The 15,415-nt window shown below is 68.7% G+C and carries 14 protein-coding genes; 7 read left to right on the top strand and 7 right to left on the bottom strand.

What is annotated here, in order from left to right; all coding sequences use genetic code 11:
• Positions 1-217 precede the first annotated feature (217 nt).
• Positions 218-670: a PH domain-containing protein gene (locus GOARA_RS12595; RefSeq protein WP_007322774.1), complete on the top strand. Its 453-nt coding sequence runs from the start codon at positions 218-220 to the stop codon at positions 668-670.
• A gap of 159 nt (positions 671-829) precedes the next feature.
• Positions 830-2,674: a dihydroxy-acid dehydratase gene (ilvD, locus tag GOARA_RS12590; protein ID WP_007322773.1), complete on the top strand. Its 1,845-nt coding sequence runs from the start codon at positions 830-832 to the stop codon at positions 2,672-2,674.
• A 7-nt stretch (positions 2,675-2,681) separates the two neighbouring features.
• Here ilvD and GOARA_RS19030 read toward each other — a convergent pair whose 3' ends face one another.
• Complete coding sequence (locus tag GOARA_RS19030; RefSeq protein ID WP_007322772.1) at positions 2,682-3,872, bottom strand: DoxX family protein; 1,191 nt, start codon at positions 3,870-3,872, stop codon at positions 2,682-2,684.
• A 185-nt stretch (positions 3,873-4,057) separates the two neighbouring features.
• On the opposite strand from GOARA_RS19030, the gene GOARA_RS12580 reads away from it, so the two are divergent.
• Positions 4,058-5,242 carry a PQQ-dependent sugar dehydrogenase gene (locus GOARA_RS12580; RefSeq protein ID WP_007322771.1) on the top strand — a complete coding sequence of 395 codons (1,185 nt, stop codon included), beginning with the start codon at positions 4,058-4,060 and terminating at the stop codon, positions 5,240-5,242.
• Positions 5,243-5,247: 5 nt separating this feature from the next.
• On the opposite strand, the gene gatB is transcribed toward GOARA_RS12580, so the two are convergent.
• From gatB to GOARA_RS12565, 3 genes are all read right to left on the bottom strand, one after another.
• The gene (gene gatB, locus GOARA_RS12575) at positions 5,248-6,750 is read right to left on the bottom strand and encodes an Asp-tRNA(Asn)/Glu-tRNA(Gln) amidotransferase subunit GatB (protein ID WP_040523138.1); all 1,503 of its coding nucleotides are present in this window, start codon (positions 6,748-6,750) and stop codon (positions 5,248-5,250) included.
• Positions 6,751-7,101: 351 nt separating this feature from the next.
• A complete protein-coding gene (locus tag GOARA_RS12570; RefSeq protein WP_007322769.1) occupies positions 7,102-8,136 on the bottom strand; it encodes an ATP-dependent 6-phosphofructokinase in 1,035 nt (344 codons plus the stop codon).
• Positions 8,137-8,178: 42 nt separating this feature from the next.
• Positions 8,179-8,841, bottom strand: a complete 663-nt coding sequence (locus GOARA_RS12565; protein ID WP_007322768.1) for a TetR/AcrR family transcriptional regulator — start codon at positions 8,839-8,841, stop codon at positions 8,179-8,181.
• A gap of 131 nt (positions 8,842-8,972) precedes the next feature.
• On the opposite strand from GOARA_RS12565, the gene GOARA_RS12560 reads away from it, so the two are divergent.
• Entirely contained in the window at positions 8,973-9,977 is a 1,005-nt protein-coding gene (locus tag GOARA_RS12560) for an oxygenase MpaB family protein (protein WP_007322767.1), read from the top strand.
• On the opposite strand, the gene gatA is transcribed toward GOARA_RS12560, so the two are convergent.
• Together gatA and gatC are read right to left on the bottom strand one after the other, a co-directional pair.
• The gene (gatA, locus tag GOARA_RS12555; RefSeq protein WP_007322766.1) at positions 9,944-11,440 is read right to left on the bottom strand and encodes an Asp-tRNA(Asn)/Glu-tRNA(Gln) amidotransferase subunit GatA; all 1,497 of its coding nucleotides are present in this window, start codon (positions 11,438-11,440) and stop codon (positions 9,944-9,946) included. The two genes, GOARA_RS12560 and gatA, sit on opposite strands and share 34 nt — an antisense overlap.
• Entirely contained in the window at positions 11,440-11,736 is a 297-nt protein-coding gene (gene gatC / locus GOARA_RS12550; protein ID WP_007322765.1) for an Asp-tRNA(Asn)/Glu-tRNA(Gln) amidotransferase subunit GatC, read from the bottom strand. Before gatC ends, gatA begins: the two co-directional genes overlap by 1 nt.
• A gap of 149 nt (positions 11,737-11,885) precedes the next feature.
• Here gatC and GOARA_RS12545 point away from each other — a divergent pair, with 149 nt between their 5' ends.
• On the top strand, positions 11,886-12,545 hold the full coding sequence (locus GOARA_RS12545) for an ACT domain-containing protein (RefSeq protein WP_007322764.1): 660 nt from the start codon (positions 11,886-11,888) through the stop codon (positions 12,543-12,545).
• A gap of 65 nt (positions 12,546-12,610) precedes the next feature.
• On the opposite strand, the gene ligA is transcribed toward GOARA_RS12545, so the two are convergent.
• Positions 12,611-14,656 carry an NAD-dependent DNA ligase LigA gene (ligA, locus tag GOARA_RS12540; RefSeq protein WP_007322763.1) on the bottom strand — a complete coding sequence of 682 codons (2,046 nt, stop codon included), beginning with the start codon at positions 14,654-14,656 and terminating at the stop codon, positions 12,611-12,613.
• A gap of 114 nt (positions 14,657-14,770) precedes the next feature.
• Between ligA and GOARA_RS12535 the strand changes: the two genes are divergently transcribed.
• Positions 14,771-15,154 carry an MmcQ/YjbR family DNA-binding protein gene (locus GOARA_RS12535; protein WP_040523125.1) on the top strand — a complete coding sequence of 128 codons (384 nt, stop codon included), beginning with the start codon at positions 14,771-14,773 and terminating at the stop codon, positions 15,152-15,154.
• A complete protein-coding gene (locus GOARA_RS12530) occupies positions 15,114-15,410 on the top strand; it encodes a hypothetical protein (protein ID WP_007322761.1) in 297 nt (98 codons plus the stop codon). Before GOARA_RS12535 ends, GOARA_RS12530 begins: the two co-directional genes overlap by 41 nt.
• Positions 15,411-15,415 lie beyond the last annotated feature (5 nt).

Here is a 15,415-nt window from a genome sequence, read left to right as displayed (position 1 = left end):
TTAAAAAACCCTCGACCAGCTGGTGCTGTGCGAGGGGCGCGACGTGGTTGACGAGGGTCTACAAAGTAGCCGGTCAGGCGACGCGCCGACCGAGTACTACGAGAATCCCGTTGTCCATCACGAAGACAACATTAGGACCGTCCTACCTGCGCAGTCAAACCGGGGTGCCCCACGGGTGCCGGCGAAGCAGGGGCGAACCGGGTGCGACAATGGGCCCGTGGCTGACTCTGACTCCCCCGCGACCCCCCACTCCGACGGCGACTCGGCCGAGCCGCTGGTGATCCGGCTGTCCGGCGTGGCCTATCTCGCGACGATCGGCGTGCTGGTGATCGCCCTCATCTTCGCCGGGATCGATCTCCGCTACTTCGGGTGGGTTCTGCTGGCCCCGGTCGTCCTCATCCTGTGGATCCGGCGGCTGCGGACCGTCGTCGACGACGACGGCCTCACCGCGGTACGCACGTTCCGCACCGACCGCGTCGCCTGGGACGACCTGGCCGGCCTGCAGTTCCCCAAGTGGTCGGCGACGCGCGCGGTCACCACCCTCGGCGACCGCGTGCCGCTGCCCGCCGTCGGCTTCACCGATCTGCCCGCCATCGCGGAGCGCAGCGGCGGCCGCGTGCCCGACCCCTTCGCGGCCGAGGAACAGGCACGCAACGCCGAGGACGACTAACCGCCAAAGCGTGGTCGTTTGTGACCGCATGCTGGTCACAAACAACCGCGCAGGGGAATAATCGCTGGCCCTCGGCGCGTAGAATGTGACGAGTAGCTTGCACCCAGCGCTCACCAGCCCTGAGCCGGGCTCAGTACCAGACGTATAGCGAGGAATCCCATGCCAGCCCTTCGGTCACGCACCACCACCGTCGGCCGGGAGGCCGCCGGCGCGCGCGCCCTCTGGCGCGCCACCGGTATGACCGACGACGACTTCGGCAAGCCCATCGTCGCCATCTCGAACTCGTACACCCAGTTCGTGCCCGGCCACGTCCACCTCAAGAACGTCGGCGACATCGTCGCCGAGGCCATCACTGCAGCCGGTGGCGTCCCCCGCGAGTTCCACACCATCGCCGTCGACGACGGCATCGCCATGGGCCACGGCGGCATGCTCTACTCGCTGCCCAGCCGTGAGATCATCGCCGACTCGGTCGAGTACATGGTCAACGCGCACACCGCGGACGCGCTGGTCTGCATCTCCAACTGCGACAAGATCACCCCGGGCATGCTCAACGCCGCGATGCGGCTGAACATCCCGACGGTGTTCGTCTCCGGCGGCCCGATGGAAGCCGGCACGTCCGTTGTCGTCAACGGCGTCGTCCATCCCGGCCTGGACCTGGTCGACGCGATCACCGCGTCGGCCGACAGCAACGTCAACGACGAGGATCTGCTGACCGTCGAGCGCTCCGCCTGTCCGACGTGCGGATCGTGCTCGGGCATGTTCACCGCCAACTCGATGAACTGCCTGACCGAGGCGCTCGGGCTCTCGCTGCCAGGCAACGGTTCCACCCTGGCCACGCAGGTCGCCCGCCGCAACCTGTTCACCAGGGCGGGCGAGTTGATCGTCGACATCGCCACCCGGTACTACCGTGACGACGACGAGTCGGTCCTGCCCCGCAACGTGGCAACCCGGGAAGCCTTCGAGAACGCGATGGCCCTCGACGTCGCCATGGGCGGCTCGACCAACACGGTTCTGCACATTCTGGCCGCCGCCCAGGAGGCCGGCATCGACTTCACACTGCACGACATCGACCGGATCTCGCGCAACGTTCCGTGCCTGGCCAAGGTCGCGCCGAACTCGCCGAAGTACTACATGGAGCACGTGCATCGCGCCGGCGGCATCCCGGCGATCCTCGGCGAGCTGAACCGCGCGGGACTGCTCAACCAGAACGTCGCCCCGGTCCACTCGCCGTCGCTGAAGGAATACCTCGCCGACTGGGACATCCGCAGCGGAACGGCCACCGACGAGGCGATCGAGCTGTTCCACGCCGCACCCGGCGGGGTCCGCACCACCGAGCCGTTCTCCACGTCGAACCGGTGGGAGTCGCTGGACACCGACGCCGCCGACGGCTGCATCCGCGACAAGGAGCACGCCTACACCGTCGAGGGAGGCCTGTGCGTCCTGCACGGCAACCTCGCGCCCGACGGCGCGGTCCTGAAGACCGCGGGCGTCGACGAGTCGCTGTGGCACTTCCAAGGCCCGGCGCGCGTCGTCGAGAGCCAGGAGGACGCGGTCCACGCCATCCTGTCCAAGGAACTCCAGAAGGGCGAGGTCCTGGTCATCCGCTACGAGGGGCCGGCCGGCGGACCGGGCATGCAGGAGATGCTGCACCCGACCGCCTTCATGAAGGGCACCGGGATGGGCAAGTTCTGCGGTCTGGTCACCGATGGTCGATTCTCCGGCGGATCGTCGGGCCTAGTCATCGGCCACGTCTCCCCCGAGGCGGCGGCGGGCGGCACGATCGGCCTGGTCGAGAACGGCGACGAGATCCTCATCGACGTCGCGAGTCGAACCCTCAAGGTCCTCGTCGACGACGAGGTCCTCGCGCAGCGTCGTGCTGCCATGGAGGCTTCGGAGAATCCGTGGCAGCCTCAGAACCGCGACCGGCCGGTCACCAAGGCGCTGCGCGCCTACGCGAAGCTGGCGACCTCGGCCGACAAGGGCGCCGTCCGCCAGGTGGACTGAGCCTGCGCTACCCGGGGTTGCCGGGTGAATTCAGCGGATTCGTGCCGTTGAACAACCACCACACCAGCACCGCGGCGGCGATGCCGACGAGCACCATCGAGACGGACCCGATCCCGGGCCGTCGTGCCCAGCCACGCGTCCCGTCGAGCGAATAGCGGCCCGGCCCGCAGAGAATGATCACGACGAGCATCGCAACCAGCGCGGCCTGGAAGGCGACGGATCCGCGCTCGTCGGCGAACAGGTGAACGCCACCGGCCACGGTGACGCCGAAGGCGAGGTCCAGCGCGGCGACCGCCAGCCCGGCCGCGGCGATGAGCGGGGTGAGGAAGCCGGCGATCAAGACGATCCCGACGACGATCTCGGTGACCGACCACGCGACGGCGATGATGCCGGCCGACTGCCTGGCGAACCCGATCTCGGGATTGGCCGTGTTCAGCAGGTCGGCTTCGAACCCGTTGAGCGACGGTCCGCCCAGCCAGCCGAACACCTTGCGGAACCCGTCGACGGCGAGGTACGCGCCCACCGCCAGGCGCAGGACCAGCAGTCCGAGGTCGGTGGTGCCGCGACGCGACGTCTTGCGCAGCGTCTCGACTTCGTCTTCCAGCTCGGTGATGCGACGGCTGCGCAGCGCCTCGCCGTGCTCCTCGTAGGGCTCGCCGGTGCCGGCGTGCTCCTCGGTGTAGGCCTCCGGCAGCGCAGCAGCCGGAACGACGGCGAGGGCCTCGGTGTCGTCGTAGGCATTGCCGAGATCGGAGTGCACCGCCTCGGTGGGAACGGTTTCGGGCAGCGGCGGCTGGTTGATCATGTCGCTGATGGAGACGGTCTCGGACTCCGCCTCGGAATCGTCGAGCGAGACCTTCGTCTCGTCGGAGATCGACGGGCGCCGATTCCACCTGTGCGAGCGGCGCTCGGTCTTCGCCGGCTTGATGTTCGACGGGGTGGCCGCCTCGGTATCCGAGGCAGGGCCGGTCGCGCCGGTCTCCGAACCGGTCGCCTCGGCCGCTATCGGTTCGGTGACGGCAGACGTGTCGGCCGGCGGGTCGTCGCCCGACCGGGACGCGCGCGGGAAGGTGTCGAAGTCGTCGAGACTGTCCACCCGGGCGAATCCGCTGGGCGGCGCGGGAATCCTCGACTGCTCGACGCGGTGCCTGTCGTCGCGTTCGGCGTCATCCGATTCGTCACGATGATGGGAACCCATTGCACCACGCTAGCGCGAAATCGCACCGTTCTGAGCGCGACGCGACGAGACTGGTCGGGATCGTCGGCGCTCGGCACCGTCGCAGCAGCGGATCGCCGCCCATTCGGCGCACCCGTCACCCGATCGGGCGACATCCGAACGGTCTCGACGGCGGAGTTCTACGGGGAATCGCTAGGCTGGTCTGCATGCCCGTCTCCGCCGCCGATGCCGCGCGCCCGTCGCGCCGCCCGCGTCGCCGATTCCGCACCGTGCTGGCCTTCTGCGCCGCCGCCGCGCTCGCCGCCGCCACCGTCAGCGGATGCGCCGATTTCAGCAAGCAGGACAACGACCGCAACGCCGGGCCCTTCTCCAAGAACAACGAGTCCTTCGAGATCAAGCGGCCGCCCAGAACGCCGCCGCCTCCGCCGCCCGGCCTGCCGTCGCCCCCGCCCGGACCGTGCGTCGATCCCGACCCCAACGTCATCACCACCTGCCTGGACTCCACGGCCGCTGTGACCCCCGCCGACGCCAGCGGATCGTTCACCGTCGTCGCCGAACGCACCACAGGCAAGATCATCAGGGCCCAGCGCTTCTCCGAACACAAAGTCCTCATGACGATTCCCGGCGTCGACGCCTCCGGCGACGGTGGACTGATCGATTTCGCCCAGTCGCCGACGTACAACCAGGACAAGCTCTGGTACGCCTACGTCACCACTCCCACCGATAACCGCATCGTCCGCATCGCGCACGGCGACGTCCCCAAGCCGATCCTCACCGGCATCCCCAAGGGGCGCACCGGCAACCTCGGGTCGATGTTCTTCCGGTCCACCGGCGAGCTGATCGTCGCCACCGGTGACGCCGGCAATCCCGCGGCGGCCAACGACCCCAATTCGCTGGCCGGGAAGGTGCTGCTGGTGACCGAGTTCTCCTCGGGCCGCAATCCCCGGCCGAAGATCCTGGCATCGGGCGTCGGCTCCAATCCGGCGCTGTGCCCGTCGAACAGCACGATCTTCGTCGCGGACGGCACCGCCAACGCGGACCGGTTGTCGCAGGTGTCGGGCAGATCGCTGCGCACCGTGTGGTCGTGGCCGGATAAGCCCGGCCTGGGCGGCTGCGCTGTCGTGGAGGATATGATCGCCGTTTCCACCCAGCGCACCCAGCGGATCGAAACGCTGCGCGCACCGACCCCGGAGAAGCCGTCGATCGACAAGCCCACCGTCGTCCTGGAGAAGCAGTACGGGGCGATCGGGCGGATGCGTCCGGTCGGCAACGGACTCATCCAGTTCGCGACGGTCAACAAACAGTACGGCTCGAAGGTCGTCACTCAGGACGAGCGCGTCGTCCGGTTCCTGGTGCCCGGCGGCGCCGGTGGCGGCGAAGACCGCATGTAGGCGGGCTACTCGCAGGCTTTGAGGACCAGTTCCTTGACGCGTGCCGGATCCGCCTGACCGCGAGTCGCCTTCATGACGTCGCCGACGATCTTGCCCGCAGCGGCCACCTTGCCGCCGCGAATCTTCTCGACGATGTCGGGGTTCGCCGCGAGCGCGTCGTCGACGGCCTGCTGCAGGGCGGAGTCGTCGCGCACGACCTCTAGCCCGCGCGCCGCAACCACCTCGTCGGGCTCGCCTTCGCCGTCGAGAACGCCGACGACGACCTGCTGGGCCAGTTTGTTCGTCAGTTTACCCTCGTCGACCAGGGCGATGACCCGCGCGACCTGGGCCGGGGTGATCGGCAACGACGCCAATTCCGTGTTGCGGCTGTTGGCCTGCTGCGCGAGGAAGGACACCCACCAGCTGCGCGCGGCCTCCGGTGACGCTCCGGCGTCAGCCGTCGCAATGATGAGATCGATGGCGCCGACGTTGACCAGGTCGCGCATGACCTCGTCGGACACTCCCCACTCCTGCTGGATGCGGGCGCGGCGCACCCACGGCAGCTCGGGCATCGTGCCGCGCAACTCCTCGATCCACGCCGGGTCGGGGGTCACCGGCGGCAGGTCGGGCTCGGGGAAGTAGCGGTAGTCCTCCGCGGTCTCCTTGCGGCGGCCGGCCGACGTCGTCCCGTCGCCCTCTTGGAAGTGGCGGGTCTCCTGGACGACTTCCCCGCCGCTGCTCAGCAGGGCGCCTTGACGGCACATTTCGTAATGCACGGCGACCTCGACGCTCTTGAGCGAGTTCACATTCTTGGTCTCGGTGCGCGTGCCGAACTCGGCCGCCCCCTTGGGCATCAGCGACACGTTGGCGTCGCAGCGCAGCGAACCCTGGTCCATCCGTACGTCGGAGACGCCGAGGGCCTTGAGGAGGTCGCGCAGCGCGGTCACGTAGGCGCGGGCGACCTCGGGTGCGCGTTCGCCCGCACCGGTGATGGGCCGGGTGACGATTTCCACCAGCGGGACTCCCGCCCTGTTGTAGTCGAGCAGCGAATGGCTGGCGCCGTGGATGCGCCCGGTGCCGCCGATGTGCAGCGACTTGCCGGTGTCCTCCTCCATGTGCGCGCGCTCGATCTCCACCCGCCACTCCGTACCGTCGGCGAGCACGACGTCGAGATGACCGTCGTAGGCGATCGGCTCGTCGTACTGGCTGATCTGGTAGTTCTTCGGCTGGTCGGGGTAGAAGTAGTTCTTCCGCGCGAACACGCTCGACGGGCGGATGGAGCAGTTGAGGGCCAGGCCGATGCGGATGGCGGACTCGATGGCCGCGGCGTTCGCGACGGGCAGCGATCCGGGGAGGCCGATGCAGACCGGGCATACCTGCGTGTTCGGCTCGGCGCCGAATGCGGTCGGGCAGCCGCAGAACATCTTCGTCGCGGTTCCCAGCTCGACGTGCACCTCCATCCCCAGCACGGGGTCGTAAGCGGCGATGACGTCGTCGAACTCCATGAGTTCGGTGGCAGGCGCAGTCATGCGTCCAATCCTATCGTTGGCGAACACCCGCTCGACCATTGGTCGATCCGTCCGCGGTCGCCGCGGTTCCTGCCGGTACCGCCGCCGGGTGCGACGAGGGTTGGCATGTCATCTCACGGGGTCTCGATACACCGCCTCGCTTCGCTCGCCGGCACTCGACCACCGTTCACAGCCCGCCCACCCTCGCCGAGTGGGCACCTCGCCCTCGCCCAGTGGGCACCCCACCCACGCCGAGTGGGCACCCCACCCACGCCCAGTGGGCACCTCACCTACGCCGAGTGGGCAGCTGCCCAAATTGGGTGGTCGAGTGCCCGCGACGGAGGAGCGGGTGTATCGAGACCCGGTGCGCCGTCAGCCGAAGGCCGCGCGCGCCTCGCCGTAGAGATCCAACGGCACGTTCTTGGTGTGGCCCACCGCTTCGGAGAACGGCACGCGAATGATGTCGGTGCCTCGCAGCGCGAGCATCTGGCCCCACCCGCCGTCGGCGATGAGTTCGGGAACGGCGAAGCCGAACCGGGTGCCCAGCACACGGTCCCACGCACTCGGCACGCCGCCCCGCTGGATGTGGCCGAGGACGGTCGCCCGCGTCTCGATGCCGGTCTTCTCCTCGATGAGCGGAGCGAGGATCTCACCGATGCCGCCGAGGCGCGGGCGGTTGAACCCGTCGAGCCCCTTGTGCGAATGCGCTTCGTCCATCTCCGGCAGGGTGAAGCCCTCGGCGACGACGATCATCGGCGAACGGCCACGGTCGCGGACGCTGGTCACCCATGCGCATACTTGCTCCAGCGACTCGGCCGCCTCGGGGATGAGAATGGCGTGCGCCCCGCCTGCCATGCCCGAATACAGCGCGATCCAGCCGGCGTGCCGGCCCATCACCTCGAGCACCATGCACCGGCGATGCGAGTTGCCGGTCGTGCGCAGTCGGTCGACGGCCTCGGTGGCGATCTCGACGGCGGTGTTGAAACCAAAGGTGTAGTCGGTGGCGGCCAGGTCGTTATCGATCGTCTTGGGGACCCCGACGGTGGGGATGCCGTCACCGTACAGCCGCGCAGCTGCGGCCATCGTTCCGTCGCCGCCGATCGCGATCACCCCGTCGACATCCAGCCGGTCCATCGCCTTGCGGATGTTCTCCGGCCCGCCGTCGGGTTCGGTATAGGGACCGAAGCGGCTGGTGCCGAGGATCGTGCCGCCCTCTTTGGAGATGCCGCGGACCACGGTGCGGTCGAGTTCGATCGTCTCGCCGTAGACCAGCCCCCAGAATCCGTCGCGGTAGCCGACGTACTCGAAGGTCTCGTGGCCGGAGTCGGCGTCGAGCACGATCGCTCGGATCACCGCGTTCAGGCCGGGACAGTCGCCCCCGGACGTCAGGATGCCGTAGCGGGCCATGCGCAGATCCTCCTCGGGGGACTCGGTGGGTCTGCGCCCAATCTAACCGGTGGGCGCCGGCCCCGCTTGCTCCCAACCCGAAGTAGCGGACGCCCGCGCCACCGCGGCGGAGACCAGATCGACGACCCTATCGCCCAACACCTCGCGCGACACCGCCAACTCGCCGCGGAGCCAGGCGGCGAGCAGGTCCATGCTTCCGCTCACCAGGATGTAGGCGGTGACCTCCAGGTCGTCGTCGGAGGGCCGATTCTCGCCGAACAACAACGGCCCGACGCCGACGGCGGCGTCCACGATCGCACGAATGCTGGACAACCGCTCGGTCTGCAGCACACGATCGGCTCCCGATTCCAGGAGCAGCCGGCCACGCCGCGGATCTTCGGAGAAGAAGTCCAGCGCCGCGTCGACGGCTGCCCGGACTCGGTTCTCCACCGCCCCTCCTTCAAGGAGCATGCTGCCGATGACTGCCTGCAATCCCTCGGCGGTAAGTTCCTGCCCCAGCGCGCTCAGCAGCACGTCCCGGTCGGCGAAATGCTCGTAGAAGTAGCGGTCGTTGAGACGCGCCCGCGCGCACACCGAACGCTTCGACACTGCCGCGGCACCGGACTCGCTGATCAAGTCGAGTGTCGCCTCCAGCAGCGCCGTTCTCCTGGCCGCTCGCCGCTCGGCCGCCGGAATGCCGTCATATCCGCGTTCTGCCCCCGCCACCGGTCACCTTTCGGTCGGTTCTTGACTCGCCGTCGTTTGTGGTGCAGGCTAGCACCACTTAGCTTGTGGTGTCGCACAGCACCAGATTTGCGAGGCGCCGCCAGCGTGTGAAGACCACCGAGGAGCACTTCATGACCTGCCCGATCACCCCCACCACGACATCGCACGAGCACCCGCGTGGCGCCACACCGCCTGTCACCGGCGCCATCGACTTCTTCGAGCGCGTCGCCGGTTCGACCTTCATCGCCTTCTACGCCGCAGCACTCTTCGACCAAGCGATGGTCCCGGGAGTCTCCGCCGCTCTGGAGGCCACCGGCCGAGTCCGGTACACCCCCTGGCAACGCGCGCTGCGCACCGCCGCCTCCGACCAACTCGTGTTCGCCGGAACCGCGGCCGATCGCGAAGCGGAGTCGCGCCGACTACTCGATCTGCATCGCGACGTGCGGGGCACCGGCGCCGACGGCGAGCGCTACAGCGCGTTGTCTCCCGACCTGTGGAACTGGATCCTGATCAGCACCTTCTTCATGCACCGAAACGCCGCCGAGGCACTCGCCGGGCGAACGTTCACCGAGGCCGAGAACCAAGCGGTGTGGGATCGGTTTCGCGAGGTGGTCGCCGGGCTGCAACTACCCGGGCGAGGCCGGCTCATGGAGTCTTTCGACGAGTTGACCGTCTACTACGACCGCTTCGCCGCCGATCGGCTCACCGTCACACCTACGCTGCGCGCCGTCGTGGCGAGCCAACGACGAATCCCGCGGCCCGACTTCCTCCCCGCTGCCGTCGGCCCCCTCTGGTCGGTCGTAACTCCTGTGGCGGGCCACGTCACGGGAATCCTCGGCTACGGCACGATGCGGCCCTCCGCGCGCGAAGTGCTGCCAATGCGGTGGACGCGGCGCCACGACGTGGAGTACGCGGCATTCAACGCGGTGCTGCGCGTCGCCTTCCGGCTGTTGCCCAGCGTCGTGACCGAGACGCCGCTAGTGCGAGCACGCAAGAAGTACGACCGGCTCGCCGATTCCTACCGCTCGATCGGCCTGACGTCATTCCGGCTCGATCCACCCACCGACGCCGTGTCGGCATCCGGCTCGGACGCGGTCGCGACTCAGCCGGTGATCGGCCCGCGCGCCGCTTCGTAGGCGGCGCCGACGCGGTAGAGACGGTCGTCGGCGAGCGCAGGGGCCATGATCTGGAGTCCGACGGGCAGCCCGTCGGACAGACCCGACGGCACCGACATCGCCGCGACGCCGGCCAGGTTCACCGGCAGCGTGCACAGGTCGAACAGGTACATGGCCAGCGGATCGTCGACCTTCTCGCCCAGCTTGAAGGCGGTCGTCGGCGTGACCGGCGAGACCAGGACGTCGACGTTCTCGAATGCCGACGCGAAGTCGCGTGCGATGAGGGTGCGCACCTTCTGCGCCTGCCCGTAGTAGGCGTCGTAGTAGCCGGACGACAGCGCGTAGGTGCCGATCATGATGCGGCGCTTGACCTCGGCACCGAATCCGGCGTCGCGGGTCAGCGCCATCACCTCGTCGGCGCTGTGCGTGCCGTCGTCGCCGACGCGCAAGCCGTAGCGCATGGCGTCGAAGCGCGCGAGGTTGCTCGACACCTCCGACGGCAGAATCAGGTAGTAGGCGCCCAGCGCGTAGGTGAAGTGCGGGCAGCTCACCTCGACGACCTCAGCTCCACGGTCGGTCAGCGTCTTGACCGCGTCCTCGAAGGAGGCGAGCACACCGGACTGGTAGCCGTCGCCTGCCAGTTCCTTGACGACGCCGACGCGCACCCCCGACAGGTCACCGGCCGCGCCCGTTCTCGCCGCACCGACGAGATCGCCGACAGGAGCGTCGATCGACGTGGAGTCGCGCGCGTCGTGGCCCGCGATCACCTCGTGCAGCAGCGCGGTGTCGAGCACGGTGCGTCCGCACGGCCCGCCCTGGTCGAGCGAGGACGCGCACGCGACGAGCCCGTAGCGCGACACCGTGCCGTACGTCGGCTTCACCCCGACCGTCGCGGTGACGGCCGCGGGCTGGCGAATGGACCCGCCGGTGTCGGTGCCGATAGCCAGCGGAGCCGAATACGAGGCGAGAGCCGCGGCACTGCCGCCGCCCGAACCGCCCGGAATGCGTTCGATATCCCACGGGTTACGGGTGACCTGGTAGGCGGAGTTCTCCGTCGACGAGCCCATGGCGAACTCGTCCATGTTGGTCTTGCCGAGGATCGGCAGGCCCGCGGCGCGCAGCCTGGCCGTCACCGTCGCGTCATAGGGCGGCACCCAGCCCTCGAGGATCTTCGAGCCGCATGTCGTCGGGGCATCGACGGTGGTGAACACATCCTTGAGCGCGATCGGCACCCCGGTCAGCGGCGAGGTCGCCTCCCCCGCGGCGATCGCGGCGTCGGCCTTCTCGGCAGCCGCGATCGCCTCGTCGGCCCCGACGTGCAGGTAGGCGCCGATGGTGTCGTCGACCGCGGCGATGCGATCCAGGAAGGTGCGCGTCACCTCGACCGAGGAAACCTCGCGGGCGGCGATCCGCTCGCCCAGTTCGGCGGCCGTCGCGTCGAGGATGCCGCCGTCCACAGCGGTGTAGTCACTGGTGGCGGACACTATTCCTCCCCAAGGATCTGCGGAACGGCGAATCGATCCTGTTCGACGGCGGGCGCACCCGACAGTGCCTCGTCGCGCGTGAGACCGGGAACCACCTCGTCGGCACGCAGTACGTTGGCCAGCTCCGCCGGGTGTGCCGTCGGCGAGACGTCGTCGGCCGCGACCTCCGAGATCGAAGCGACGTGAGTCAGGATCGAATCCAGCTGGGTGGCGTAGTGGTCGAGCTCGTCCTCGGTCAGCGCAAGCCGCGAGAGCCGCGCCAAATGGGCGACCTCGTCGCGCGAGATGGCAGCCAATTCCTCGTCCTTTCGATCCGGGAGGCGTTGGGAACAGCTTATTGGGCCACCCGCGAGGTCGCCGCGCCGGGCGGGCGAAGAGGCTCTGCCAGGGTCGGCGGCCGGGCCGCACGGGTGTGCCCGCGCCGGTCGGCCGTTGCGGTGGAACAATGGCTCGCGTGTCCTACTTGCTTCGCGTGACGATCGACGACCGCCCCGGTAGCCTCGGCCAGCTCGCGGTGGCCCTCGGCGGCGTCGGGGCCGACATCATCTCACTGGAGGTCATCGACCGCGGCGACGGGTTCGCCGTCGACGACATTGTCGTGGACCTGCCGATAGGCGCGTTGCCGGATACGTTGATCACCGCCGCGTCGCAGGCCGGAGCCCACGTCGACTCGGTCCGACCGTATGCCGGCGTGCTCGACACGCACCGCGAGCTGGAGCTGGTCGACCACGTGGCGACCGCGCGCGACAACCGCCTGCAGACGCTCGTCGACGACGCGCCGCATGTACTGCGGGCCTCCTGGGCAACCATCGTCACCAGAGCGGATTCCGGGGCGACGGTCACGGTGTGCGGCAGCTCCGGCGCCCCCGAAACCCCGTTGGCGTCGGCGGGATGGCTGCCGCTCCCCCAGGCCGCGATCGTCGACCCGCACGACGCCGGGGTGCCGCAGTCGTGGCGCGACTCGGATACCCGGCTGGTGGCCGCCCCGCTGGACGGTTCGCACCGAGCCTTGCTGCTCGGTCGCGTCGGCGGTCCCGACTTCCGCCCGGCCGAGGTCGCTCGCCTCGGCTACCTCATCGGAATCATCGGGAACGTCGGCAAGTAGCCGGATCCGGTACGAACGACCCCTGTTCCGTCGCTTGTGACCAGCATGCGGTCACGAACGACGGACTAATCGGCCTGACCGGTCTCCAACAACCGCTTGAAGGCGTCTTCGTCGAGGATCGGCACGCCGAGTTGCTCGGCCTTCTCCGCCTTCGACCCGGGTGATTCGCCCACGACGACGTAGTCGGTCTTCTTCGACACCGATCCCGACGCCTTGCCGCCGCGCGACAGGATGGCCTCCTTCGCCCCGTCGCGGGAGAAGTCGACCAACGAGCCGGTGACCACGATCGTCTTGCCCTCCAACGTGCGCTCGATCGACTCGTCGCGCTCGTCGAGCATGGAAACGCCTGCGGCGCGCCATTTTTCGACGATCTCGCGGTGCCAGTCGACGGCGAACCAGTCGGTGATCGACTTCGCGAGCGTCGGTCCGACGCCGTCCGTCGCGGCCAAGCGTTCCTCGTCGGCGCCCGCGATGGCATCCAGCGAGCCGAACTCGGTCGCCAGAGCCCGTGCCGCCGTCGGCCCGACGTGCCGGATCGACAGCGCGACGAGCACCCGCCACAGCGGCACCTGCTTGGCCTTGTCCAGGTTTTCCAGTAGCCGCTTGCCGTTCGCCGAGAGCGCGCCCGACTTGGTGACGAACAGTTCACCCTTCGCCAGATCGTCGGCGGTGAGGCTGAACAGGTCGCCCTCGTTGGCGATGATCCCCGCGCTCAGCAGCGCCGTCGCCGCCTCGTATCCCAGCGCCTCGATGTCGAAGGCTCCGCGCGAGGCCAGATGGAAGAGCCGCTCCCGCAGCTGCGCCGGACACGTCTGCGCGTTCGGGCAGCGGATGTCGACGTCGGAATCCTTCTCCGGGCGCAACGGTGCGCCGCACTCGGGGCAATTCGTCGGCATCACGAAGGCGCGCTCGCTGCCGTCGCGCAAGTCGACGACCGGCCCGAGGACCTCCGGGATGACGTCGCCGGCCTTGCGGATGGTCACCGTGTCGCCGATCAGGACGCCTTTGCGCCGGACCTCCGACTCGTTGTGCAGCGTCGCCCGTGCCACCGTCGACCCGGCCACCAGCACCGGTTCCATGAACGCGAACGGCGTGACACGCCCGGTGCGCCCGACGCCGACCTGGATGTCGAGCAGCTTGGTGGTGACCTCTTCGGGCGGGTACTTGTAGGCGATCGCCCAGCGCGGGGCTCGCGACGTCGAGCCCAGGCGACGCTGGATGGAGACGTTGTCGACCTTGACCACGATCCCGTCGATCTCGTGTTCCACGTCGTGCCGGTGCTCGCCCCAGTAGGCGATGCGCTCCAAAACCTCGGCGGGGGTGTCGACCCGCGCGGTGTGGGTCGACACGGGCAGCCCCCAGTGCCCGAGGGCCAGGTAGGCGTCGTGCAGGCTGTCGGGACGCCAGCCCTGCGTGAAGCCGACGCCGTGACAGATCATGCCCAGCCGACGCTGAGCGGTGATAGCCGGATTCTTCTGCCGCAGCGACCCAGCCGCGCTGTTGCGCGGGTTCGCGAAGGGCGCCTTGCCCGCCTCGACGAGGCTCGCGTTGAGAACCTCGAAATCGGCGAGGCGGAAGAACACCTCGCCCCGGACCTCCAGCACATCGGGGATCGGATACTCCGACGTCGGACTCAGTTCGTCGGGGATGTCGGTGATCGTGCGCGCGTTGAGGGTGACGTCCTCACCGGTACGACCGTCGCCCCGGGTGGCCGCGCGCACCAGCTTGCCTCCCTCGTAGACGAGGTTGAGGGCGACACCGTCGATCTTGAGCTCGCAGAGGAACGCGGCGGCCGAACCAGCTGCGGCATCGGTGCGTTCGATCCAGGAGCGCATCTCGTCGTCGTCGAAGACGTTGTCCAGCGAGAGCATGCGTTCCAGATGGTCGACGGCGGTGAAGTCGGTGGCGAAACCGCCGCCCACGAGCTTCGTCGGCGAGTCGGCCACCGCGAGTTCCGGGTGGTCGTCCTCGAGCTTCTGCAGGCGTCGGAACAGCTCGTCGAACTCCGCATCGGAGACGATCGGCGAGTCGCGGACGTAGTAGCGGAACTGATGATCGCGCACCTGCTCGGCCAGCTCCGACCATTCCCGCTGCAGTTCGGCGTTGTCCACGCTGTGCAGCGTAGTCCGTCCCGGCGACACAACAGCTACGGGTATTCGCAACTTCTACCGCTGCAAGGGGCAGAAAACGTGAAATCGGCAGCCGATGTGCCGATCATGGTTGCTGTGCCCCATCCCGTCATGTTCTCCGACGACGACCCGCTGCTCGGTCGCGTCCGGCCCATCGCCCTCGCGCTGCCCGGCGCCACCGAAGTCATCGCACACGGGCGGCCGACCTTCCGCTGCCCCAAGATGTTCGCCATGTACGGCGGCGGGGTGAAAGGCGGCGCTCGATACGACCAGTCGCTACTCGTCGTGGCCGAACCGGCCGAGCGCCCAGCGCTGCTGGCCGATCCACGCTTCTTTCTGCCCGCCTACGTCGGCCCGTTCGGCTGGGTGGGGCTGGTACTCGACGACGAGACCGACTGGGCCGAGGTCGGCGAGCTTCTCGACGCGTCGTTTCGCCAGGTTGCGCCGAAGCGCGCGGTGGCTGAACTCGACGCGCGCTAAGGGCACTTGGTCTCGATACACCGAGTCGCCTAGCGGCTCCCCGGCACTCGACCACCACGGCGAAAAACTGGGCACGCTCGGCGAGAAACTGGGCACGCTCGGCGAGAAACTGGGCACGCTCGGCGAGAAACTGGGCACGCTCGGCGAGAAACTGGGCACGCTCGGCGAGAAACTGGGCACGGTCGGCGGGAATCTGGGCACGGTCGGCGAGAAACTGGGCACGGTCGGCGAAAAACAGCGGATCATCGGCACTTGACCACC

Origin of the sequence: Gordonia araii NBRC 100433, from assembly GCF_000241265.1 — a bacterium.
In the GTDB taxonomy this organism is placed as follows: domain Bacteria; phylum Actinomycetota; class Actinomycetes; order Mycobacteriales; family Mycobacteriaceae; genus Gordonia; species Gordonia araii.
This window is presented reverse-complemented; position numbering and strand designations above follow the sequence as displayed.

What these genes read in the sequence shown, in the direction of transcription:
- ilvD (WP_007322773.1), top strand. Translation starts at nt 830, where the DNA reads ATGCCAGCCCTTCGGTCACGCACCACCACCGTCGGCCGGGAGGCCGCC.
- GOARA_RS12560 (WP_007322767.1), top strand. Translation starts at nt 8,973, where the DNA reads ATGACCTGCCCGATCACCCCCACCACGACATCGCACGAGCACCCGCGT.
- GOARA_RS12580 (WP_007322771.1), top strand. Translation starts at nt 4,058, where the DNA reads ATGCCCGTCTCCGCCGCCGATGCCGCGCGCCCGTCGCGCCGCCCGCGT.
- GOARA_RS19030 (WP_007322772.1), bottom strand. Translation starts at nt 3,872, where the DNA reads ATGGGTTCCCATCATCGTGACGAATCGGATGACGCCGAACGCGACGAC.
- GOARA_RS12570 (WP_007322769.1), bottom strand. Translation starts at nt 8,136, where the DNA reads ATGGCCCGCTACGGCATCCTGACGTCCGGGGGCGACTGTCCCGGCCTG.
- gatB (WP_040523138.1), bottom strand. Translation starts at nt 6,750, where the DNA reads ATGACTGCGCCTGCCACCGAACTCATGGAGTTCGACGACGTCATCGCC.
- GOARA_RS12545 (WP_007322764.1), top strand. Translation starts at nt 11,886, where the DNA reads ATGGCTCGCGTGTCCTACTTGCTTCGCGTGACGATCGACGACCGCCCC.